The 21,313-nt window shown below is 73.7% G+C and carries 18 protein-coding genes; 4 read left to right on the top strand and 14 right to left on the bottom strand.

Annotated features, from left to right (window positions below; all coding sequences use genetic code 11):
- Positions 1 to 22 precede the first annotated feature (22 nt).
- From ACIQ7M_RS01625 to ACIQ7M_RS01605, 5 genes are all read right to left on the bottom strand, one after another.
- Positions 23 to 448: an OsmC family protein gene (locus tag ACIQ7M_RS01625; RefSeq protein WP_355771011.1), complete on the bottom strand. Its 426-nt coding sequence runs from the start codon at positions 446 to 448 to the stop codon at positions 23 to 25.
- 165 nt (positions 449 to 613) lie between these two features.
- Positions 614 to 2,350 (bottom strand): hypothetical protein, encoded by a 1,737-nt coding sequence (locus tag ACIQ7M_RS01620; RefSeq protein ID WP_403639233.1) that lies wholly within the window; start codon positions 2,348 to 2,350, stop codon positions 614 to 616.
- Between the two features lie 65 nt (positions 2,351 to 2,415).
- Positions 2,416 to 3,477: an ATP-binding protein gene (locus ACIQ7M_RS01615; RefSeq protein WP_403638629.1), complete on the bottom strand. Its 1,062-nt coding sequence runs from the start codon at positions 3,475 to 3,477 to the stop codon at positions 2,416 to 2,418.
- Between the two features lie 166 nt (positions 3,478 to 3,643).
- Positions 3,644 to 5,641, bottom strand: coding sequence for an alkaline phosphatase family protein (locus ACIQ7M_RS01610; protein WP_403639231.1), 1,998 nt, complete (start codon positions 5,639 to 5,641; stop codon positions 3,644 to 3,646).
- Between the two features lie 239 nt (positions 5,642 to 5,880).
- A complete protein-coding gene (locus ACIQ7M_RS01605) occupies positions 5,881 to 6,360 on the bottom strand; it encodes a hypothetical protein (protein WP_403638627.1) in 480 nt (159 codons plus the stop codon).
- An 84-nt stretch (positions 6,361 to 6,444) separates the two neighbouring features.
- Here ACIQ7M_RS01605 and ACIQ7M_RS01600 point away from each other — a divergent pair, with 84 nt between their 5' ends.
- Together ACIQ7M_RS01600 and ACIQ7M_RS01595 are read left to right on the top strand one after the other, a co-directional pair.
- The gene (locus ACIQ7M_RS01600; RefSeq protein ID WP_403638625.1) at positions 6,445 to 7,218 is read left to right on the top strand and encodes an MBL fold metallo-hydrolase; all 774 of its coding nucleotides are present in this window, start codon (positions 6,445 to 6,447) and stop codon (positions 7,216 to 7,218) included.
- Positions 7,215 to 7,841 carry a DedA family protein gene (locus tag ACIQ7M_RS01595; protein WP_403638623.1) on the top strand — a complete coding sequence of 209 codons (627 nt, stop codon included), beginning with the start codon at positions 7,215 to 7,217 and terminating at the stop codon, positions 7,839 to 7,841. Before ACIQ7M_RS01600 ends, ACIQ7M_RS01595 begins: the two co-directional genes overlap by 4 nt.
- Positions 7,842 to 7,894: 53 nt before the next feature.
- Here the strand turns inward: ACIQ7M_RS01595 and ACIQ7M_RS01590 are convergent, their stop codons facing one another.
- The 7 genes from ACIQ7M_RS01590 to ACIQ7M_RS01560 form a co-directional block, all read right to left on the bottom strand.
- Positions 7,895 to 9,235, bottom strand: a complete 1,341-nt coding sequence (locus ACIQ7M_RS01590; RefSeq protein ID WP_403638621.1) for an MBL fold metallo-hydrolase — start codon at positions 9,233 to 9,235, stop codon at positions 7,895 to 7,897.
- Complete coding sequence (locus ACIQ7M_RS01585; protein WP_403638619.1) at positions 9,232 to 10,479, bottom strand: aminotransferase class I/II-fold pyridoxal phosphate-dependent enzyme; 1,248 nt, start codon at positions 10,477 to 10,479, stop codon at positions 9,232 to 9,234. Before ACIQ7M_RS01585 ends, ACIQ7M_RS01590 begins: the two co-directional genes overlap by 4 nt.
- Positions 10,480 to 10,567: 88 nt before the next feature.
- On the bottom strand, positions 10,568 to 11,650 hold the full coding sequence (locus tag ACIQ7M_RS01580; RefSeq protein ID WP_403638617.1) for a hypothetical protein: 1,083 nt from the start codon (positions 11,648 to 11,650) through the stop codon (positions 10,568 to 10,570).
- A gap of 331 nt (positions 11,651 to 11,981) precedes the next feature.
- A complete protein-coding gene (locus ACIQ7M_RS01575) occupies positions 11,982 to 12,776 on the bottom strand; it encodes an RNA polymerase sigma factor SigF (protein ID WP_403638615.1) in 795 nt (264 codons plus the stop codon).
- A 227-nt stretch (positions 12,777 to 13,003) separates the two neighbouring features.
- Positions 13,004 to 13,582, bottom strand: a complete 579-nt coding sequence (locus ACIQ7M_RS01570; protein ID WP_355771038.1) for a TIGR03086 family metal-binding protein — start codon at positions 13,580 to 13,582, stop codon at positions 13,004 to 13,006.
- Positions 13,579 to 13,821 (bottom strand): DUF6158 family protein, encoded by a 243-nt coding sequence (locus tag ACIQ7M_RS01565; protein ID WP_403638613.1) that lies wholly within the window; start codon positions 13,819 to 13,821, stop codon positions 13,579 to 13,581. Before ACIQ7M_RS01565 ends, ACIQ7M_RS01570 begins: the two co-directional genes overlap by 4 nt.
- A gap of 254 nt (positions 13,822 to 14,075) precedes the next feature.
- Positions 14,076 to 15,695 carry an ATP-binding cassette domain-containing protein gene (locus tag ACIQ7M_RS01560; RefSeq protein ID WP_355771044.1) on the bottom strand — a complete coding sequence of 540 codons (1,620 nt, stop codon included), beginning with the start codon at positions 15,693 to 15,695 and terminating at the stop codon, positions 14,076 to 14,078.
- Positions 15,696 to 15,800: 105 nt separating this feature from the next.
- Here ACIQ7M_RS01560 and ACIQ7M_RS01555 point away from each other — a divergent pair, with 105 nt between their 5' ends.
- The gene (locus tag ACIQ7M_RS01555) at positions 15,801 to 17,306 is read left to right on the top strand and encodes a bifunctional phosphatase PAP2/diacylglycerol kinase family protein (RefSeq protein WP_403638610.1); all 1,506 of its coding nucleotides are present in this window, start codon (positions 15,801 to 15,803) and stop codon (positions 17,304 to 17,306) included.
- Positions 17,307 to 17,442: 136 nt separating this feature from the next.
- The gene (locus ACIQ7M_RS01550; protein WP_403638608.1) at positions 17,443 to 18,276 is read left to right on the top strand and encodes a class I SAM-dependent methyltransferase; all 834 of its coding nucleotides are present in this window, start codon (positions 17,443 to 17,445) and stop codon (positions 18,274 to 18,276) included.
- A 201-nt stretch (positions 18,277 to 18,477) separates the two neighbouring features.
- On the opposite strand, the gene ACIQ7M_RS01545 is transcribed toward ACIQ7M_RS01550, so the two are convergent.
- Entirely contained in the window at positions 18,478 to 19,206 is a 729-nt protein-coding gene (locus tag ACIQ7M_RS01545; RefSeq protein WP_403638606.1) for a GvpL/GvpF family gas vesicle protein, read from the bottom strand.
- Between the two features lie 68 nt (positions 19,207 to 19,274).
- Entirely contained in the window at positions 19,275 to 21,122 is a 1,848-nt protein-coding gene (locus ACIQ7M_RS01540) for a transketolase (protein WP_403638604.1), read from the bottom strand.
- Positions 21,123 to 21,313: the final 191 nt, after the last annotated feature.

The following is a 21,313-nucleotide window of genomic DNA, read 5'->3' as shown; positions in this document are numbered from 1 at the left end:
GCGCGGCACCGGTGTACGCGTGTCAGGCGAGCTTCGCCGACAGGGTGATCGTCGTGCCGGTCAGGGCCTGGCTGACCGGGCAGTTCTTCTTGGCGTCCTCGGCCGCGGCGACGAAGCCGTCGTTGTCGAGACCCGGCACCGTGCCCTCGACCGTGAGGTGGATGCCGGTGATGCCCTCGCCGGGCTGGAAGGTGACGTCGGCGTTGGTCAGGAGCTTGGTGGGCGGCGTCCCGGCACCCGCGAGGGCGTGCGACAGCGCCATGGAGAAGCAGCTCGAGTGGGCGGCCGCGATCAGTTCCTCGGGGCTGGTCCTACCGTTGGCGTCCTGGGCCCGCGAAGCCCACGTCACCGGCTGCTGGCCGATGCCGGAGGAGTCGAAGGTGACGACGCCGTTGCCCTCGAGCAGGTTGCCTTCCCACACGGTGTGTGCGGTGCGCGTGGTTGCCACGGTGATTCCTTTCGGGAGTGGTCCCGTTGCCGGGGTCCGTGTCCCCCATCCGATCACACCTGGGCCCGGCGCACCCCGCGCTTCGGGTGGCGACCTGCCGGTGCGTGTCCGGGATTTCGTCGCCGAGGGCGGTGGAAGGGCCCGCCGGGACGGCGCGGCGGGAGCTCAGGTCACCCGGAAGACCGGCCCGCGCGCGGTGAACGGCAGCCGTGCGCCGTGCGGGATCAGATAGGCGTGTTCGCGCCGCACCCGCAGCACGTCGCAGTATCCGTCCGTGATCACCAGGACGGGCGCGCCCGGCGGGAAGTCGTCGGCACGGTGCAGCAGATCGACTCCCGGCTGCAGCACGGTGCCGCCGCGCCCGTGCACCCGTACGCGTCCGGCGATCTCCGTGACGGGCAGATAGCCCGCGTCGTGCGGGGCGGCGTCGCAGAACACGACGCGCGCGGCCGGTACGTCACGGGCCTCGGCGTACGAGGCGATGGCGCCCAGTGCCTTGCCGAGCAGGGTGCGGTCCATGGAGCCGGAGGTGTCGAGGACGACGCCGAAGGTGCAGCGGGCGATCTCCTCGGGCGGGAACCAGCGGCCCGCGCGCGGGATGTCCGGGGTGGCCGCCTGCCGGCGGGAGGGACGGGCGTACGAGCGCAGCGGCTCGGGCCGGGGCACGAACTCGTCGAACCAGCGGGCGAGTCGGGCGTCCCAGGGCAGCGGCGGATGACTGAGCGCGCGGATCTCCTCGACCAGGCCGCCGGGGAGGAAGCCGCGTTCCTGCTGCTGGTGCAGATCGAGGCCCCGGGCCAGGCCCCGCCGGTAGAACTCGTCGAGGTCGACGTAGTCGCGCGCGGAACCGAGCGGTCCGCCCAGGATGTCGCCCACACCCTTGCCGCGCAGGGTGGCCAGGCGGCGCACGCGGCGCAGGTCTCCGGCGATCCGGTCGTACACCTCCTCGGCCGACAGGTCCTTCAGCTCCGGGTCGTGGAGCAGCCCTTCGGGCATCGTGCCGACCCCCATCTCGCACAGCCAGCCGTTGATCACGTAGTCGGCGGCGACGTTGAAGAGGTAGGGGTCCCGGGTGCCGCGGCGGTCGCCGTGGCGCAGGGCGGCGTGCAGCATCTCGTGGGCGAGGACGAACCGCCATTCCTCGTCGTCGAACCGGCACAGCGGGTTGATGTAGATCTCGGCCGCCCCGGTGTCCACGGCGGCGACGGAGATGCCGTGGGCGCGGGCGAGTTCGGCGTCGGCGACGAGGGTGATGCCGGCGGCGAGGCCACCGAGCAGCGGGTAGGAGGAGACGAACCAGCTCAGCGCCCGCTCCCAGGGCCGGAGCGGGGTGGGCCCGTCGCCCAGGGAGACGCGTCGTCCGCCCGCCATGTCCATCGCCGCGGCCATGGTGCGGGTGAGCGCGTGCGCGAAGGCCACCTGCCAGTCGGTCGGAGTGGCTCCCTGCCAGGTGCTCCAGGGCACGAGGACCTGGTCCGGGGCACCGCCCGCCGTACCGCAGTGTTCGTACCGGGGCGGAATGCCGTCGCGGCGCCAGGCGGCGGCGAGCCGTTCCTCGTCGCCGTCGGGGTAGGAGTCCGGGAGGTCCTCGGGGGTCAGCCGTGCCGAGAAGCCGCGCAGGAAGCGGTTCACCACCACGCAGCGGGCGGCGAGGTCGAAGCGGTCCGGCTGCTCGCGCTCGCCGGACGCGGCCGGGAGATGACCGAAGCCCAGATGGATGACGGCGTGCGCCACGGCCCAGGCCCAGGCGACGGGTTCGGCGCGCCGGGTCGGGTTGACGTGCACGACCCCGTTGGAGGTGACGACCACCAGCCCGTCCCGGGGCGCTCTGGCACACGACTCCTCGCGGCAGATACGGAAGTCCACGGCGTCCAGCGCCGGATTGGCCCGGACCAGCAGCATCCCCTGGGCGAACGCCTCGCCGGCGGGGTCGGGCTCGGCCTTGGTCCCGGTCTTGCGGGAACGGCTCACCGGCGGGCCTCCACCAGTCGCGGCATGTCCCGGGCGGCCTCGACGAGGAACCACGCGGGCAGGACCGGATTGCCGTCGGCGTCCGAGGCGATGACGCTCTGGGCGACCTCGACGGATATCTCCGCGAGCTGGATCAGCAGGGACTTGGCCCGGTACGCGGTCTGGCGGGCGTTCGCCGAGATGTGGTCCCGGCCGGCCGGGAGTTCCTTGATCAGACGGCCGCGGAAGGACTCCGCGAGGTAGTAGAGGAGATCGCGGTCCTCCATGCGGGAGGGCCAGCGGGCGTCACCCTTGAGGATGGCCTCGATACCGAAGCGACTGCGCACGATCTTGACGTAGCCGCAGAACGCGACCGCGTGCGCCGACGTCAGCGTGCCGTGGGCGATCACCTTCAGGGTCTCCTCGTCGAGCGCCTCGCCGAAGGAGCGCAGCGCGTCGGAGAGCATGTGCCAGGAGCGCGGCGTGGAGAAGGGCTCCTCGGTCTTCGGCGGCTTGGACCACAGGTGGTCGGGGCGGTCGGTGACGTGGTCGAGCACCCAGGGGTGGATGTCGTTCGCGGCGGCCCAGACGAGCCAGTCCTTCGGAGAGGCCTCCAGATGGACGTGGGTGAGGCGGTTGACCAGCGCCGAGGCGATCGGGCGGGCCAGCGCGTTGTCCGTCGCGCGATTGCCCGCGCCGATCACGATGGAGCCCTTCGGCAGCTCGTACTCACCGATGCGGCGGTCCAGGATCAGCGAGTAGAAGGCCTTCTGCACATCGGGGGTCGCCGCGTTCAGCTCGTCCAGGAACAGGCAGTACGGCTCGTCGCGGGCGATGGCCTGCGGCGGACAGAAGACGGAACGCCCGTCGCGGATCTGCGGCACACCGATCAGGTCCTCGGGCGCGAGCTGCGTACCCAGCAGGCTCACGCACTCCAGTCCGAGCGATTCGGCGAACTCCCTGACCAGGGAGGACTTTCCGATGCCGGGGGCGCCCCAGAGGAAGACCGGCCGCACGGTGGCGAGACCGAGCAGCAGCTCCGGGACACGGGAGGGAGTGACGGTGACGGCTGCCTGCACAGGCGGGCTCCTTGACAGCGTGAGAGAGACGGGAGAGGTGGGAGAGACGCGAGGGACGCGCGCGAGAGCGCGGCGTGCGATGCCCACAGTGTGGCCACGGCGGTACGCCCGCCGCCTCCCATTTTCCGTCACCCACGCGCACGTCCCGTCGCGCCGGAATACCCGCTCAGGCCGCCCGCTCGTCCGGGTGGGACGGCAGCGGGACTTGGGCGCCGTCGCACTCACGCAGCCAGCGCCGCAGGACGTCGTGCACCCGCTCGGCGCCGACGAGTCCGGCAGCGCCGCCGACCGGCGGTGACAGGGTCAGCGGGGAGAGGAGGAACGGGTGCCCCTGGGCGCCCCCGAGCCCGCCGTGCGAGCCGATCTGCTCCTCGAAGGCGAGGACTTCGCCCTCCACGGGGTCGTACCAGGAGTTGACCATGATGTCGGCGGTGTGCGGGAACGTGTGCGTACGCCGCACCGCGGCGGCGGCGCCGGGGCCGAAGTCGGCCAGCGGGCCCGGGTGTTCGTCGTCGAGCCGGCCCACCGGCACCTCGACGCCGTGCGCGCCGAGCACGAGGCCGCCGTGCTCCTCGCTGCGCACCAGGAGGAAGCCGACGCCGGGGTGGTTGGCGAGCGTGGACAGCAGCGCGGGGTGACGCCGGTCGATCTCCTCACGGCTCATCCGGTGCGGAACGTCCGGGAAGGAGACGAGACCGAGGTTGCCGGAGGCCAGGACCAGGGGCTCGGAGCGGCGCCCCGCCGGTCCGCGCCGCTCCTCGCGCTCCTCCACCGGCCGGCGCAGCGCGGCCCGGACGGCGGTCCGGGCCTCGGCACCGCTGTGGGTGCGCCGGACCCTGCGGGGCACGGGCAGCCCGCAGCCGGCCCGGACCAGATTGCCGAGGCTGAGGCCGTACCTGGTCAGGAAGGTCTCACCCGGGCTCTGGCCGTGGTCGGAGAGCACGACGACGCGGTAGGGCCGCGGGGCGTGCTCGGCGACCTTCTCGATCAGCGCGAGCGAACGGTCGAGCCGCTCCAGGATCCGTTCGGCGTCCCGGCTCCGCGGCCCGGAGTGGTGCGCCACCTCGTCGTAGGCGACCAGGTCCGCGTAGACGGCGTTGCGTCCGGCGAGCATGTCGCCGATCACCGCGGCGACCACGACGTCCCGTTCCACCACGGTCGCGAAGGCGCGGACGAACGGATACAGACCGCCGCGTCCGACGCGGGGCCGTCGTCGCTGGAGGCGGGCCCGGGTGGACTGGCCCGTCTCCCGGAAGACCTCGGCGACGAACGACATGGCCGTACGGACGGCGTTGGCCGGGTCGGAGAAGTACGCGAAGTATCCGGCCCGTGAGCGGTTGTCCCGGCCCCTGCGCGCGGCCACGGACAGCACGAGGGCGAGCTCGTCGGCACCGCCGCCGAAGAGGTTGCCCCGGCTCGCACCGTCGGCCGTGAGCAGGCCGCCGTCGCCGGTGCGCGCGACGGCCCGCCGCTGGAGCTCGGCGGCACCGGTCGGCCGGTTGCAGACCATGACCTCCTGGGTGTCCTTCTCGTACCAGCGGAAGGCCGGGACGTCGTGGTTGGTGCCGTGCAGGATGCCGAGCTGGCTGGCGCCGGTCTGGCTGGACCAGTCGGTTCTCCACGGGGTGAGCCGGTGGGTGGGACGGTTCCCGTCGATCCATCGGGCGGCGGTCGGCATCAGGCCCTTGCCGATCGCCTCCCGCAGCACGTCGTGCCCGACGCCGTCGAGCTGGAGGAAGACCACGCCGGGAGTCGAGGGGCCGGGCCGTCCGGCGGCGCGTCTGCGGCGCCGGTCGGCGAGCCGGTAGAGGCGGCGGCGGTACGCGTCGTCGTCCCGTACGGCGAGGGCGCCGCCGGTGGCCGAGGCGACGGCCGACATGACGGCGGCCACGACCACGGCGGTCTCGGGGGCCGCCTCGCCGTGCCCGGAGGGGTTGAGCCGCAGGGCGATCAGCAGCAGCGAGCCGTTCAGGAAGAAGACGAGCAGACCGAGCACGAACGCGGGGACGAGCAGCAGGGTCCGCACGAGCAGGGGCCACACCAGTGCCGACAGGAGGCCGAAGACGCCCGCGCCGGCCGCCGCGGTGACGGCGATCCGTGTCGCGCTGTCCCCGCTCTCCGACTGCAGCCGGAAGTCGGGCAGCGCACCGGCGAGGACGAGCATCGTGAGCGTGGACACGGCCCACACCGTGATGCTGCGCCCGGCCGCGCTGGCGAGGCGCCGCCAACGTCCCTTGTCCACGCCCAGTCCACCTCGCGTCCCGGCCCGCCCGGTCCGCGCGGCCTGCTCCCACCCTGTCACAACGGCCGGAGATCCCCAGAAGTCCCCAAAAGCCGCGCGCAGTGCCGTGAGAAGTGCCCGAGCGATGCCTCGGCGGGTTTCCCCGGGCGGCGGGTGAGGGGTCAGCGCCCGTCGTAGCCGGCGGTCGGCATCGACAGCCGGCGGTGGACCCTGGCCTTCATCTGGGCGTCGTACGACGGTTCGGCGGTGCCGACGGTCTCGACCCGTACGCCGCGGCGGACGCACTCGGCGGTGAACTCCTCCACGGAGGCGAGGGCGCGCTCCAGCACCCGACGGCTGGGCGCCACGAACAGGTCCACGAGACCGGCCTCGACATCCGCCCACAGGCTGCGGTGGTCGGGGCGCAGCCCGCGTACGAGAAGTTCCCGGGTGACGACATAGCCGCGCTCGGCGGCCCAGCGGGCGCACATCGCGTGCTGGCTGCGGGAGTCGACGAGAAAGGGGTCCTCGTCGAGCTCTTCCAGAGGGGTCAGGCTCGCGATCGCCGTGACGCGGAGCGACGAGGAGTTCGGCGGCGGGCCGCCGTGCTCGTGCGGGCGTGTGAGGGCGTGCGCGCCGGAGGCACCGCGTGCGTCTCCCATGGTGTCCCCCTCACCTCCTGGTTTCGCCGCAGACCCTACTCCTGCCCGTAGGCTCGGGGGGAGTCGTGCGAAGGAGGCAAAGAGGTGCCGGTGGAGATCACCTGGTGGGGGCACGCCACCTGCACGCTGGAGGACTCCGGGACACGCGTGCTCACCGATCCGCTCTTCGCGCGCCGGCTCGCGCACCTGCGGCGCAGGCGCGGGGCGCCGCCCCCTCCCCCGGCGGCGGTCGCGGACGTCGCGCTCGTCTCCCATCTGCACGCCGACCATCTGCATCTCCCCTCGCTGGCACGGCTGGCCCCGGGCACCCGGCTGCTCGTGCCGCGCGGTGCTCCGCGTTCGGTGCCCGGGCTGCGCAAGCTGCGCCATCTACGGCTCACGGAGGTCGCGCCCGGTGACCGCACCCGGGTCGGTGACCTGGCCGTACGCACGGTTTCGGCCCGGCACGACGGGCGCCGGCTACCGATCGGACCGCACCGCTCCCCCGCCGTGGGGTACGTGATCGAGGGAGAGGCGCGGACGTACTTCGCCGGGGACACGGGGCTGTTCGCGTCGATGGCCGAGGAGGTCGGTCCGGTCGACGTGGCCCTGCTGCCGGTGGGCGGCTGGGGCCCGTATCTCGGGGAGGGGCATCTGGACGCGGGGCGCGCGGCGGAGGCGCTCGCCGCGTTGCGTCCGCGCAGCGCTGTGCCGGTGCACTACGGCACGTTCTGGCCCATCGGGATGGATGCCGTGCGCCCCCATGAATTCCACGCGCCGGGCGAGGAGTTCGTGCGCCTGGCCGCCGAACGTGCGCCCCAGGTGGCGGTGCATCTGCTGAGCCAGGGAGAGAGCGTACGTCCGAAGGCCGCTCGGTGATCTTCCTGGCCGCCACGGCGCCGACCGTGCCTCCGGAGTCCACCCAGCAGGCGATCGGCTATCCGTCGCTGTTCCTGCTGGTGCTGATCGGCGCTCTGGTGCCGGTGGTGCCGACGGGGGCCCTGGTGAGTTCGGCAGCGGTGGTGGCCTTTCATCAGGAGTCGCCGTTCGCGCTGCTGACGGTGTTCCTGGTCTCCTCGGTGGCCGCGTTCCTCGGCGACATGTCGCTCTACTGGCTCGGGCACCGCGGCATGGGCTCGAAGAGCGGGTCGCGCTGGCTGGAGGCGATCCGGGAACGCGCCCCCGAGGACCGGCTCGCCCAGGCACAGGAGAAACTCGACGACCACGGAATCGCCGTCCTCGTCCTGTCCCGCCTCGTGCCGGCGGGCCGCATCCCGGTGATGCTGGCCTGTCTGATCGCGAACATGCCGCTGCGTGTCTTCGCCCGCGGAGACGTCCCGGCCTGTCTCGCGTGGGCGGCCACCTACCAGATCATCGGCATCCTCGGCGGCTCGCTCTTCCCCGAGCCGTGGCAGGGCGTGGTGGCGGCGGTGGCGCTGACCGTCGCGATCAGCGTGGCGCCGAGTGTGTGGCGCAGGTTCCGCCGGACGAAGGCCTCTTAGGGGTGCGCTGGGGCCTGGCCGACAATTCCCGTCTGCCCGGCCCTGGCCGTCTTCTACGAGGGGACGATCACCGTTTCTCCCCCGGGGCGCGGCGGGGCCGCCTCCAGCACCCGGGATCCTCCCACCGCCAGATCCCACAGGTTCTCCCGGGCCAGGCCCGCCCGCTCCCAGGCCGCCCGCACCCGCCGCAGGGGTTCGAGGACCGGTTCGGCCGAGAGCACGAAGGTGCCCCAGTGCATCGGGGCCATCCTCCGCGCGCGCAGGTCGACCGCCGCCTGCACGGCCTCCTCCGGGTCGCAGTGCACGTCGCTCAGCCACCAGCGGGGGTCGTACGCGCCGATGGGCAGGAGGGCGAGGTCGATCCCCGGGTGGCGCTGCCCGATGCGGGTGAACCAGTGTCCGTAGCCGGTGTCGCCCGCGAAGTAGACGCGCTGCCCCTCGGGTGCCGTGAGCACCCAGCCGCCCCACAGGGAGCGGCACGTGTCGGTGAGGGTGCGCTTGGACCAGTGGTGGGCGGGGACGAAGTCGAAGCGAACGCTGTCGAGTTGGGCCGCCTCCCACCAGTCGAGTTCGGTGACCCGGCCGAACCGCCTTCGCCTGAACCAGCGTCCGAGCCCGGCCGGTACGAACACCGGTGTGTCACGCGGGAGTCGGCGCAGGGTCGGGGCGTCCAGATGGTCGTAGTGGTTGTGGCTGATGACGACCGCGTCGACGCGCGGCAGCGCGCTCCAGGCCACACCCACCGGGGTGATCCGGGCCGGGGTTCCCACGATGCGGCGGGACCAGACCGGGTCGGTGAGGACGGTGAGCCCGCCGATCCGGATCACCCAACTCGCGTGCCCGGCCCAGGAGACGGCGACCGTCCGGGCGTCCACACCGGGCAGCGGTCCCGGCGCGAAGGGCAGCAGCGGGACCTCGGCGAGCCCTTCGGCGGACGGGCGCGGCGCACCCTCGCGGGCGAGCCGCGCGAAGGCCCGCAGCCCGGGCAGCGGCGCGGTCAGCCGGTCCACGAAGGACCGGGGCCAGATACGCCGCTCGCCGAGCGGACGGGGCTCGGCGAGCGGCGGCGACGGAGGAAGAGGGGGAGACGAGGGAAGAGAGGGCAGGGGAGGAGGAAGCGCGGCGGGGTTCCCCGGCACGGGGGCCGTCACCGGTACGGGCGCCGTCACCGACACCGCGGCGGTCACCGGCACGGGGGCAGTCACCGGTACGGGGCCGGACACCGGCAGCGGGGCGGTCCCTGGTGGCGGGGCGGTCACCGGCACCGCGGCGGGCACCGATACGGAGGCGGTCACTGACGCAGGGGCGGTCGCGGGTGCAGGGGCGGTCGCGGGTACGGGACCGTCGGTGTCCTGGGGCCTCGTGCTCGTGGTCGACTCGGACTGCTGCGTCATCGCGGAGGCTCCCGTCGCTCGGCGTCGTCGCGGAGATCACCGAAGGCCGACCCCAGGAGGGTCAACGCGCGGTGCACGTGCGGCAGTTCCAGCGGCGAGGGGGAGACGAGGGATTCCTCCCGTTCCTCGTCGGTCGAGCCGACCAGCGGTCCGGTGCCGAGGCGGAAGCGGAGGGAGGCGAGGTCGTCGCCGAAGCGGTGTCCGCCCGGCGCGGGCATGCCGAGCCGGGCGGAGAGCCAGTCCTCCAGGTCCTGCGCGTCGCCGACGCCGTGCGCGCCGAGGGCCGAGCGGAGCGGGCCGAGGTCGACGTACAGGTGCCGGCCGGCCTGCGGGGGTCGTGCGACGGCCCCCGCGGCGGTGACCAGGCGGTGGGCCGCGTCGGCCACGCGCGCGTGCAGGCGTACGGCGGCGGTGAGCCGCTCGGTGATCGCGGCGGGCTCGCCGAGGGCGTACGCGGCGGCCGCCGCGACCGGTTCGGCGACGCGCGCGCCCAGCACGGTGAGCACGTCGAGGACGCGGGAACGCAGGGACGCGCCCGCCTCGTTGTCGGGGAAGCGGGCGACGGCGGCGGGCCAGCCCTGCGGCAGGAAGGCACCCGCGAGGTCGGTGATCACGCAGACGTCGTCGGGGAGCATCTCGGCGGGGCTGAGCAGCACGGTGTCCCGCGGCTCGTGCAGGGTGTCCCGCCAGGTCTCGTCACTGACGATGTGCAGTCCGGCGCCCGCGGCGGCCTCCACGGCCTCGTGCACCACCTCGGGCGGGGCGACGGTGGCGGTCGGGTCGTCGGCGACGGACAGCAGGAGCAGCCTCGGGTCGCCGCCCTCCGCGCGGACCCTGCGGACGGTCTCCAGGAGGGCGTACGGATCGGGGACGCCACCGCACTCCGCGGGGGTCGCCACGTGGAACACGGATCTGCCCAGCAGACGGGCCTGCGGAGCCCACCACGCGGCACACGGGCGGGTCACGAGGATGTCACCGCCGAGCGCGCCGGTCAGGGCCAGCAGCAACGCGGCGGCTCCCGGGGCGGCCGCCACCCGGTCGGGCGCGGCGCGCAGTCCGCGCCGGGTCCAGTAGCCGCTGGCGGCGTCGAGGAGCACGGGGCCGCCGCCGCAGGGCTCTGCGGCGGAGCGGTCCGCGGCGGCGGCCAGCACGGAACGGAGTTCGGGCAGCACGGGCAGGCCCTGGTCGGGCAGGGGCGGACCGTACCGGACCGGTCCGTGGCCTTCGGGGTCCGTCCGCCGCATACCTGCCTCCGCACCGTGGATGCCGCCGTTCCCTGTTCCGGAGCCTGCCTGCCCGTGCGGTTCCGGGTGTCCTCGTCCCCTCGTACGACTACAGGTGCCAGCTCCGCCGTCGGCGCAGCCGGTGCAGCCGGTGCGCGGCCGCGCCCAGGGCACCGGCGATCAGCAGCCCGCCGGTGACCAGGGCCGGCACGGAGTCGGTGAACACCCCGCCCTCACCGGCGTGCACGCCCTGCCGGCCGCCGGACGGGCGCTGGTCCGCTCCGGTGCCGGTCCCGCCGTCGGGCGCATGGGTCGCCGTGGCGCCGCGGGCCACGGCGTACGACGCGGTCCACTGCTTCCCGTGACCGCCCGGGGGCGCGGGACAGCTCCCGCCGACGTTCCACCGTCCGTCGGCGCCTCCGGTGTCGGGGGCCGCCTCGTCCGGGCCCACCGTGCCGGGAGCCGTGAAACCGGGGCCCACGGTGTCCGGGCTCACGGGCTCGGGGACCGTGTCGGGCCCCACGGCGTCCGGGCCCGGGTCGTCGGGGCCGACCGAGTCGGGCCCCACCGAGTCGGGGCCGACCGCATCCGGGCCGAGTGCATCCGGGCCGACAGTGTCGGGGGCGACCGCGTCCGGGCTGTCGGTATCGGGGATCAGCGAGTCGTGGGCCGCGGGGTCGTCGACCCCGGCGGCGGGGGCCTGGACGCCGGGCCCGGCGGTGTCCGAGGCCCCGGCGGCGGGGTTCACCGCCGCCGCACGCACGTCCGCGCGCGCCCCGCCGGAGTTCTTCGCGTCGGAGGCGTCCGACGCGCCGGAGCCGAGCGTGCCGGGGCTGGCCTCGTCGAAGCCGCGCCCCGGGTCGTCGGATCCTCGCGTGGCCGGGTCGGGCTCGCCGGACGCGATGTGGGCGGTACCGCTGTAGGAGGCCGCGCCCGCGGCGGCCGACCCGGTGCCGTCGACCCGGTGAAGCTGGACCTTGCCGTCCTGGAAACCCTGGGAACTGGCGTCGATGGAGTCGGGCAGGGTCCCCCCGATCGCGTCGCAGCTCACCGTGACGGTGACGGTGCCGCCGGGTTCGACGGAGCCCGGACTGACCTCCGCGGCCGGATCCGCGGCCGCTCCCGACGCGGCGGCGCCGAGAGCGGCGCCGGCCAGGGCGGTGGCGTACAGGACACGGGCGGTACGGCGCATGAGCGGGGCTCCTTCGGCGGGCTGCGGTCCGAGAGCCACGGCCGTCGTGTCCCTCGGGGCCATCAGAGCCCGCCGTACCGCCGGGCGCGAACGGCCGGGCACCATTCGCGGGAAAGCGGGGCCCGAGCGGGTGACATCACGGGCGGGGCGCGACCGGTCCCCCGTACACGCCCCGCGACGCCGCCCGCGCCGGAAACCGCCTCCGTCGAGAGCCCTGGACGCCCCCGAAGCCGGAGCCTTACGACCCCCGGCCCGAGCCCTTACGACCTCCGAGTCGTACGGGCCCCGCGGCCGAAGCCCGTACGCCCACGAAGCCGGAACCGGCCGGGCCTCAGGCCGCGTCGCGCATGATCTGGTCGCGCAGCCGGGTGCAGCAGCGGCTGATGAGACGGGAGACGTGCATCTGGGAGATGCCCAGTTCGTCGGCGATACGGCTCTGGGTCATGTCGCTGAAGAACCGCATGTAGAGGATGGCGCGTTCCCGCTCGGACAGGGCCTGGAGCCGGGGTTTGACGGCCTCGCGGTCGATGACGGTGTCGAGGGCCGGATCGGGCGAACCGAGGGCGTCGCTGAGGGAGTAGCCGTCCTCGCTGCCCGGCAGTTCGGCGTCCAGGGAGAGCGCGGTGAAGCTCTCCAGCGCCTCCAGGCCCGTACGGACGTCCTCCTCGCTCATACTGGCGTGCTCGGCGATCTCGACGACCGTGGGCCTGCGGCCCGGGATGGTCTGGGACAGGTCCTGGGAGGCGAACCGGACCCGGTTGCGCAGGTCCTGGACCCGGCGCGGCACGTGCAGGGTCCACATGTGGTCACGGAAGTGACGCTTGATCTCGCCGGTGATCGTCGGCACCGCGTAGCTCTCGAAGGCGTTGCCGAGTTCGGGGTCGTAGCGGTCGACGGCCTTGACCAGCCCGAGCGACGCGACCTGGCGCAGGTCCTCGTAACTCTCGCCGCGGCTGCGGAAGCGGCCCGCGAGCCGCTCGGCCATCGGCAGCCAGGACTCGACGATCTCGGCACGGAGCGCGTCGCGCTGCTGTCCCGGCGGGAGCGTGGCGAGCCTGCGGAATGCCTCTCCGGTGTCGGGGGCGTCGTCGTGCGGATGGTGCGTCGCGCTCGCTCGGGTTCGCATGGTGCGTCGCAACTCCCTCGATGGTGCCATGTGATGGACAGTCATCGTGGGAACGCACCCGTGCTCCGGACGAGTACACCCATGGCGCGGCTGGCCGCTCCCACGGACGTGCCTCCTGTCCGAAGCACTGCAGTGGCGTCTGCCCCGCGCCATGCGGGGCAAACACCCTTCCATTCTCCCCGACTTCGGACCACGCGTCCTCCGGGGGTCCCTGATCGGCCCCGGGGTCAGGGGCGACGTCCGACCAGGCAGAGGAGTTTCGTCTGGACGTCGGCGCCGGGCGGGGGCTCCTCCGGGGCCGCGAAGAGTCCGGTCCGCTCCAGTTCCGCCGCGTGCGGGGTGACCTCCCGGACCGCGAACGACAGCAGGTCCTCGGGGAGTTGTTCCTCGGCGCCGATGGCGCGGGACAGGTCCCAGGTGTGGACCGTCAGGTCGGTGACGAGCTGCGCGCAGTAGTCCTCCGCCGGCAGGTCCGCGAAGGAGAGATGGACCGTGCGGTCGAGCGCGCCTGGCTCGGCGAACACCGCGCGGGAGGCGTCGGCCGCGGCCTCCCAGGCGGCGACGGGGTCGGGGCCGAGCAGATCGCCGTCCAGGCGGTCACCGACCGTGTCGACGGTCGCGCCGTCCCGGACCAGCGCGGGCACCCACGCCTGCTCGGAGACGAGATGGCCCACGAGGTCGCGCACGCTCCAGCCGGTGCAGGGCGTGGGGGCCTCCCACTGGTCGTCGCGGACGGCGTGGACCCGGCGGCCGAAGAGCTCCAGGGCCTCCGTCTGCCGGGCCAGGACCGGATGCGGTTCGTTCATGTCGGCGGCACCCCCGCGGGTCCGCGTTCCCGGGCACCGTCCCGGGTGCGGGCCGCAGCGACGGGCCGCCGCGGGTGGCGGCGCAGATACTCGCCCTCCAACTGGGCCATGCGCACGTTGTGGGTGTGCAGCGCGTCGTTCGAGCCGTGCAACAGCGTGTCGTGGCGGGTGCGGTGGATGGCCTCCAGCTCTTTCATGAGCTGCTGATCGTCCAGCCGGCCCGGGTCGACTCCGGTCATGGTGCTACCCCGCTCGTCGTGGCCGTCGGTGCGGTCCGGGCATCCGCCCCGGGCAGACACTGCCCCGAGCGGCGTCCGGGAGGGAGCCGTGGATCGAGACCCACTCCCTCCACTCTACGAACATCCGGGGTGCCGGGCCTCCCCGGAACGTGCCCGGCGCCCCCGCGTCCCCACCGGGACGCGGCCCGGCCGGCGCCTCCGCTCCCGCCCGCCTGCCGCTCCACGCCCGCCTTCCGCTCGCGCTTCCCGCCCGACTACCGCTCGCGCTCCACGCGGCGCTCGTCCCACACCGGCTCCCGTGTCTCCCGTACGCGGCCGTCCGAGCCGAAGACCAGGTAGCGGTCGAAGGAGCGGGCGAACCAGCGGTCGTGGGTGACCGACAGCACCGTCCCCTCGTACGCCTCCAGGCCCTCCTGGAGCGCCTCCGCGGACTCCAGGTCGAGGTTGTCGGTCGGCTCGTCGAGGAGCAGGGCCGTCGAGCCCTCCAGCTCCAGGAGCAGGATCTGGAAACGTGCCTGCTGGCCGCCCGACAGCTTCTCGAAGCGCTGTTCGGCCTGGTTGGTCAGCTCGTAGCGGCGCAGCCGGGAACTCGCCGCTCCGCGGTCCTGCGCGTGCTCGGTCCACAGGATGTCCAGGAGCGTGCGGCCCTCCAGTTCCGGGTGGGCGTGGGTCTGCGCGAAGTGGCCGGCGACCACGCGGGCGCCGAGCTTCCACTCACCGGTGTGCGCGACGTCGCCGCCCGCGAGGAGCCGCAGGAAGTGCGACTTTCCCGAGCCGTTGGAGCCGAGGACGGCGACGCGCTCGCCGTAGTAGATCTCCAGGTCGAAGGGCTTCATCAGGCCCGTGAGCTCAAGTCCCTTGCAGGTCACCGCCCGCACGCCGGTCCGCCCGCCGTGCAGCCGCATCGTGATGTCCTGCTCGCGCGGCGGCTCCGGGGGCGGTCCGGCCTCCTCGAACTTGCGCAGCCGGGTCTGCGCCGCCGCGTAGCGGGACGCCATCTCATGGCTGACGGCGGCCGCCTGACGGAGGTTCAGCACCAGCTTCTTGAGCTGCGCGTGCTTCTCGTCCCAGCGCCTGCGCAGCTCCTCGAAGCGCGCGAACCTCTCGCGCCTGGCCTCGTGATAGGTCGCGAAACCGGCGCCGTGCACCCAGGCGTCCGCGCCGGCCGGGCCGGGCTCGACGCTGATGATCTTCTGGGCGGCGCGGGCGAGGAGTTCGCGGTCGTGGGAGACGAACAGGACGGTCTTGCGGGTCTCCTTGAGCCGCTCCTCCAGCCAGCGCTTGCCGGGCACGTCGAGGTAGTTGTCCGGCTCGTCGAGGAGCAGCACCTCGTCGGTGCCGCGCAGCAGCGCCTCCAGCACCAGGCGCTTCTGCTCGCCTCCGGAGAGGGTCCTGACCAGGCGCCACTGGGCCTTCTCGTAGGGGACGCCGAGGGCGGCCATCGTGCACATGTCCCAGAGGGTCTCGGCCTCGTACCCGCGGACCTCGGCCCAGTCGGACAGCGCCTGCGCGTAGCGGAGCTGTGACGCCTCGTCGTCGACGGTCATCATCGCGTGCTCGGCGGCGTCCACGGCCTCGGCCGCCTGGCGGATGCGGGGCGGGGCCACGGAGACGAGCAGCTCGCGCACGGTCGTCTCGTCGCGTACGGACCCCACGAACTGCCGCATCACCCCGAGCCCGCCGCCGACGTTCACGGTCCCGCCGTGCGGTTTGATCTCCCCCGAGATCAGCCGCAGCAGCGTCGTCTTCCCGGCGCCGTTCGGACCCACCAGGGCCACGACGGCGCCCTCCCCCACCCGAAACGACACATCGCCGAGCAGCGCCCTCCCGTCGGGAAGGTAGTACTCAAGGTGTGCGGCTTCGAGATGTCCCATGGGCAGGCATTCTCCGGGGAGCGGGGGTGCGGGGCAAACGCGTATGCGACGACGGGCCCGGAGCGCGGGGGTGGGAACCGCCGGATCCGGGGAAGACGGGGCCGCATGACCACGACCCCGGTTGTCGACCTGACCACCCTCGTACCGGGCCGCCACGCCCTTCGGGACCGTCTCCTCGCCCTGGACTGCCGGCTCTTCGAGGCGGTCGCGGCCCGGCACTGGCCGGGTGGCGACCCCGTGCTGCCGCGGCTGAGCCGGGGCGCGAACCACGGTGTGCTGTGGTTCGCGACGGCCGCCGCCGTGGCGGCGAGCCGGACCCCGCGGGCCCGCCGGGCCGCCGCACGGGGTGTCGCCTCGCTCGCCCTGGCCTCCGCCGCGATCAACACCGTCGGCAAGCGCTCGGTGCGCCGCACCCGCCCCGGGCTCGGGCCGGTCCCCGCCGTCCGGCAGCTCAAGCGGCAGCCGATCACCACGTCGTTCCCGTCGGGGCACGCCGCGTCCGCGGCCGCCTTCGCGACGGGGGTGGCACTGGAGTCCCGTGGCTGGGGCGCGGCCGTCGCACCGCTGGCCGCGGCGGTGGCACTGTCTCGCGTCTACACCGGCGTCCACTTCCCGAGCGATGTCGTGGCCGGTGCGGTCCTGGGGGTCGGGGCCGCGTACGCGGTGCGCGCGCTGGTGCCCACCCGGGACGGGCTCACCCCGCCCGGCCGTCCGCGCACGGACGCGCCCGCGCTGGCCGACGGCGAGGGCGAGGGGCTGGTCATGGTGGCCAACAGGGCCTCGGGCACCGTGGAGCGGGTCGGGGCGCTGGCCGGCGCGTTGCCGCGGGCGGAGATCGTGGAATGCGAACCCGACGGCATACGGGAGGAGCTGGAGAAGGCGGCGGCCCGTGCCCGGGTGCTGGGTGTGTGCGGCGGCGACGGCACGGTGAACACCGCGGCCGAGGTGGCCCTGCGCCACGGGATCCCCCTGGCCGTTCTGCCGGGCGGCACGCTCAACCACTTCGCCCACGACCTCGGCGTGGAGGGCGAACGCGATCTGGTCCGCGCGCTCCGGGAGGGCGAGGCGGTCCGGGTGGACGTGGGCCGGTTCGCGTCCGGCGGCAGGAGCGGCATCTTCCTCAACACCTGCAGCCTCGGCATCTACCCGGAGTTGGTGCGTGAGCGGGAGAACTGGTCGAAGGTGATCGGCAGTTGGCCCGCCGGAGTGCTGGGCGCGCTGCGCGTGCTGCGCGCCGACCATCATCCGCTGCGGGCCGAACTCGGTGGCCGCAGCCACCCGTTGTGGCTCCTGTTCGCGGGCAACGGCACCTACCACCGGATGGGCCTGGCTCCCGCCCGCCGCTTCGACCTCGCGGACGGCCGTCTCGACGTACGGGTCGTGCACGGGGGCCGTCATCCCGCGGTGCGGCTGCTGGCCGCGGCCTTCGCGGGGCCGCTCACCCGCTCGCCGGCGCACGCGGCCGTACGGGTGGGCCGCCTTCGCGTCGAGGGCGTCGCGCCCGGCACGCTGCTGGCCTACGACGGTGAGGTCACCGAGGTGAGCGGCGAGGTGACGCTGCACAAGAGCCGTGAGGCGCTGACCGTCTACCGCCCGCTTCCCACCCACTGACCGGGCACCGCACCCCCGCTGTCCACATCGCAAGATGCGGGTCTCATTATTCGGCATGACCGCGTACGGTGATGACATCGCCTCAGGGAGTGCGCGCACGCCCGCGGAGGCCCGTACGACGAGAAGGGCATCGGTCATGTCTGAGTCACCGTCGAAGCCGCAGGAGACCGCCGTCTACACGCACGGCCACCACGAGTCGGTGCTCCGGTCGCACACCTGGCGCACCGCCGCCAACTCGGCGGCCTACCTGCTCGACTCGCTGAAGCCGCACATGAAGATCCTGGACATCGGCTGCGGACCGGGCACCATCACGGCGGACCTGGCCGAACGGGTGCCGGACGGCCATGTCACCGGAGTCGACCACGCCCCCGGCATCCTGGACCAGGCGCGCCGGACGGCGGCCGAACGCGGCCTGGAAAACGTCGAGTTCGCCGTCGCCGACGTCCACACGCTCGAGTACCCGGACGACACGTTCTGCGTGGTCCACGCCCACCAGGTGCTCCAGCACGTGGGTGATCCGGTCCAGGCGCTGCGCGAGATGCACCGGGTCACCAGGCCCGGCGGGATCATCGCGGTCCGCGACGCGGACTACTCGGCCATGACCTGGTATCCGGCGGTGCCGGGCATCGACGACTGGCAGGACCTGTATCTGAAGGTGGCCCGAGCCAACGGGGGCGAGCCCGACGCAGGCCGCCGTCTCACGTCATGGGCACGCGCGGCCGGCATCCGGGACGTCACGGCCACGTCGAGCACCTGGACCTTCGCCACCGAGGACGAGCGGGCGTGGTGGAGCGGACTGTGGGCCGACCGCACGCTGGCCTCGGCGTACGCGGAGCGGGCGACGCGAGGGGGCCATGCGACCCCGGAGGAACTGCGGGCGGTGTCGGACGCCTGGCGGCAGTGGGGACGGCAGGAGGACGGCTGGTTCGCCGTGCTGCACGGAGAGATCCTCTGCCGAAAGGCGGCGTGACACCGCTGGGAGAGTCGGGGGCGGCCGCGCGCGGTCACGGCGGTAAACGGCTGCACGCGGTCACGGCGGCGAACGGCTGCACGCGGCCCGGGGCCAGCGCGCGTCCCGGCCACCGGGTCGCTCGCCGCCACCGGGCCGCTCGCCCCAGCCAATGCAGCGCCGTTCGGCCGGCACAGCGCCGCTCAGCCCGGACGGCGCCGCTCAGCCCGTACAGCTCGTGAGACCGGTGAACCCCGTGAGGCCCGCGAACCCGGTGAGGCCCGTGGATCCCGTGAAGGAGTACGCCGCCCACGGTCCCGTCAGCTCCACCCGCATCCCCGGCCGCTGCTCGCCCTCGCTGTTCACCCGTTCCACGAAGGCCCCCGAGTCCGCGCGCGGCACCAGATAGGCCGCGTCGAGGACCCTGTGCCCCTCTTCCCCGGGAGACGCCTCCCGGGACGGGGCCGTCGTCGGGGTCAGCAGCCGGTTCTCCTCGGCGCACTCCGAGAGGGTGTGGTGCAGCCGGCGCGTGAACGCCTCGGCGTGTTCGGGGGCGGTGTCCGCGTACACCCGCACATCCCATTCCACCCGTCCGTCGAGCCGGTCGAGCGTCCGCAGGAAGTCCTCCCTGCGTTCGTCGATCATCACGCGGACGCCGCTGTCGTCCCGCAGGACCGTGGCGAGCCGGAGCGGCAGCGGGCTGGTGACGGCGGTGAGCGCGTCGAGGACGCCCTGGTGGGCGCGGGCCGTCTCCTCCAGCCAGTGGACGTCCTCCAGCCTGCGTCGCAGCGGCTCGGGGTCGAAATCACGCTCCGGGACCGAGCCGACCACGGCGATCAGGTCGCCGTGGCGCAGCAGTCTGGGCGGGACACCGCCGACGCCGGTCAGCTCGACGGACAGCGCCGCCGGGAAGGGGCGGCAGATCGCGTAGACGTAGCGCAGAGCGCTCATGAATCTCCTCCCGCGCTTCCACTCGCACCCCCCGCGGCGTACTGACCATGGTGCCCTCCGGACACCGGTCAGCGCACCACGGCCGTCTCGACCAGCAGACGGCCCGCCGCCGCGATCGACTCGGCGTCGATGCCCGCGGCGTGGAGCTGCTCGTCCGGGCTCGCGGAGCCCGGCATCGTACGGACGGCGAGGCGCACCAGCCGGGGCACGGGGCGGCCGTCGGTGAAGGCGTCGAGCACCGCGTCCCCGAGGCCGCCCTCCTCCCGGTGGTCCTCCACCGTGACCAGGCAGCCGGTCTCCTCCGCGGCCTCGCGCAGGGTCGCGCGGTCCACCGGCTTCACCGAGTAGAGGTCGATCACCCGGGCCTGGATGCCCTCGCGGTCGAGTGCCTCCGCGGCGGCCAGCGCCTCGTGGACGGTGACACCCGCGGCGACGAGCGTGAGCCGGTCGTCGGCGGAGGCGCGGAGCACCTTGCTGCCGCCGACGGGGAACTCCTCGGTGGCGCTGTAGATGACGGGGCCGGCACCGCGTGAGGTGCGCAGATAGCGGACGCCCTCCAGGCCCGCCATCGTGGCGACGAGCTTTCCCGTCTGGTTGGCGTCGCACGGGTACAGCACGGTCGAGCCGAACACGGACCGGAACATCGCCAGATCCTCCAGGCCCATCTGCGAAGGCCCGTCCTGGCCGATGGCGACGCCCGCGTGGGAGCCGACGAGGTTGATTCCGGCACCGCTGACGGCGGCCATGCGCACGAAGTCGTGGGCCCGGGTGAGGAAGGCCGCGAACGTCGAGGCGTACGGCACCCAGCCGCGCGCGGCCATGCCGACGGCGGTGGCGACGAGCTGCTGCTCGGCGATGTAGCACTCGAAGTACCGCTCAGGGTGTTCCTTGGCGAAGAACTCGGCACGGGTCGAGTCGCCGACCTCGCCGTCCAGCGCGACGACGTCGCCGCGGGCGTCGCCGAGCGCGGCGAGCGCCTTTCCGAAGGCGTCACGGGTGGCGACCTCGTCGCCGGTCTCGTACCGGGGCAGGTCGAGGTGGCCGGACCGTACGGCGTGCAGCATCCTGGCGGCGGGCGGCGGCTGGACGGTGACCCGGTGGTCGTGCACGCCGCCGAGTTCGGCGATCGCCGCGTCGGCGTCCGGCAGCGGTTTGCCGTGCATGCCCTCGCGGTCCTGGACCGATGCCACGCCCTTGCCCTTCAGGGTGCGGGCGAGGATCACGGTGGGCCGTCCGCTGATGGAGTCCGCCTCGGTGAAGGCCCGGTCGATCGCGTCCACGTCGTGTCCGTCGATCTCGACGGTGTGCCAGCCGAAGGCCGCGAACCGGCGCGCGTACGCGTCGAGGTCGTGTCCGTGCCGGGTCGGCCCGCGCTGCCCCAGGCGGTTGACGTCGACGACGGCGGTCAGGTTGTCGAGGTGCTCGTACCCCGCGTGCTCGGCCGCCTCCCACACGGAGCCCTCGGCGAGTTCGCTGTCGCCGCACAGCACCCGGACGCGGTATCCGGTGCGGTCGAGCCGCTTGCCGGCGAGCGCGATGCCGACCCCGACGGGCAATCCCTGGCCGAGTGACCCGGTGGCGGTCTCGACCCACGGGAGCCGCCGGGGCGTGGGATGCCCTTCGAGCCGGCTGCCGGCCTTGCGGAAGGTGAGCAGCTCGGCCTCGTTCAGCGCGCCGGCCGCCCTGTACGCGGAGTACAGGAGCGGTGAGGCGTGTCCCTTGGAGAGGACGAAACGGTCGTTGGCGGGATGCTGCGGGCGCTCGAAGTCGTAGCGCGTGTGGTTGGCCAGCAGGACCGCCATCAGGTCGGCGGCGGACATGGACGACGTCGGGTGTCCCGAGCCCGCGGCGTCGGCGGCCCGGACGCTGTCGACGCGCAGTTGCCGGGCCAGGTCGTTGAGCTCGCGTGTGTTCATGATGTTCCTTCCCTGCGTTCGGCGGATTCCGGACAGCTCGGTGCTCCGGCCTCTCCTCACCGGCGTGGGTGAGGCCGGTCTCCGCCCGCCGTACGGGCTTTCCGCGTCCCCCCGACCCGGGGACCCAAACACGGGCACGCCCGGCGTTTCACGGCTCCCGGTGCTCGGGGTGGTCCCTCATCGCGCCCGGT

Origin of the sequence: Streptomyces sp. NPDC096324 (assembly GCF_044763015.1) — a bacterium.
GTDB lineage: Bacteria > Actinomycetota > Actinomycetes > Streptomycetales > Streptomycetaceae > Streptomyces.
This window is presented reverse-complemented; position numbering and strand designations above follow the sequence as displayed.

Coding starts and splice junctions, on each gene's coding strand:
- ACIQ7M_RS01620 (WP_403639233.1), bottom strand. CDS start 2,350: ATGCTGCTGGTCCGGGCCAATCCGGCGCTGGACGCCGTGGACTTCCGT.
- ACIQ7M_RS01610 (WP_403639231.1), bottom strand. CDS start 5,641: ATGCTCGTCCTCGCCGGTGCGCTGCCCGACTTCCGGCTGCAGTCGGAG.
- ACIQ7M_RS01605 (WP_403638627.1), bottom strand. CDS start 6,360: ATGGGAGACGCACGCGGTGCCTCCGGCGCGCACGCCCTCACACGCCCG.
- ACIQ7M_RS01590 (WP_403638621.1), bottom strand. CDS start 9,235: ATGACGCAGCAGTCCGAGTCGACCACGAGCACGAGGCCCCAGGACACC.
- ACIQ7M_RS01585 (WP_403638619.1), bottom strand. CDS start 10,479: ATGCGGCGGACGGACCCCGAAGGCCACGGACCGGTCCGGTACGGTCCG.
- ACIQ7M_RS01580 (WP_403638617.1), bottom strand. CDS start 11,650: ATGCGCCGTACCGCCCGTGTCCTGTACGCCACCGCCCTGGCCGGCGCC.
- ACIQ7M_RS01575 (WP_403638615.1), bottom strand. CDS start 12,776: ATGCGAACCCGAGCGAGCGCGACGCACCATCCGCACGACGACGCCCCC.
- ACIQ7M_RS01570 (WP_355771038.1), bottom strand. CDS start 13,582: ATGAACGAACCGCATCCGGTCCTGGCCCGGCAGACGGAGGCCCTGGAG.
- ACIQ7M_RS01565 (WP_403638613.1), bottom strand. CDS start 13,821: ATGACCGGAGTCGACCCGGGCCGGCTGGACGATCAGCAGCTCATGAAA.
- ACIQ7M_RS01560 (WP_355771044.1), bottom strand. CDS start 15,695: ATGGGACATCTCGAAGCCGCACACCTTGAGTACTACCTTCCCGACGGG.
- ACIQ7M_RS01555 (WP_403638610.1), top strand. CDS start 15,801: ATGACCACGACCCCGGTTGTCGACCTGACCACCCTCGTACCGGGCCGC.
- ACIQ7M_RS01550 (WP_403638608.1), top strand. CDS start 17,443: ATGTCTGAGTCACCGTCGAAGCCGCAGGAGACCGCCGTCTACACGCAC.
- ACIQ7M_RS01545 (WP_403638606.1), bottom strand. CDS start 19,206: ATGAGCGCTCTGCGCTACGTCTACGCGATCTGCCGCCCCTTCCCGGCG.
- ACIQ7M_RS01540 (WP_403638604.1), bottom strand. CDS start 21,122: ATGAACACACGCGAGCTCAACGACCTGGCCCGGCAACTGCGCGTCGAC.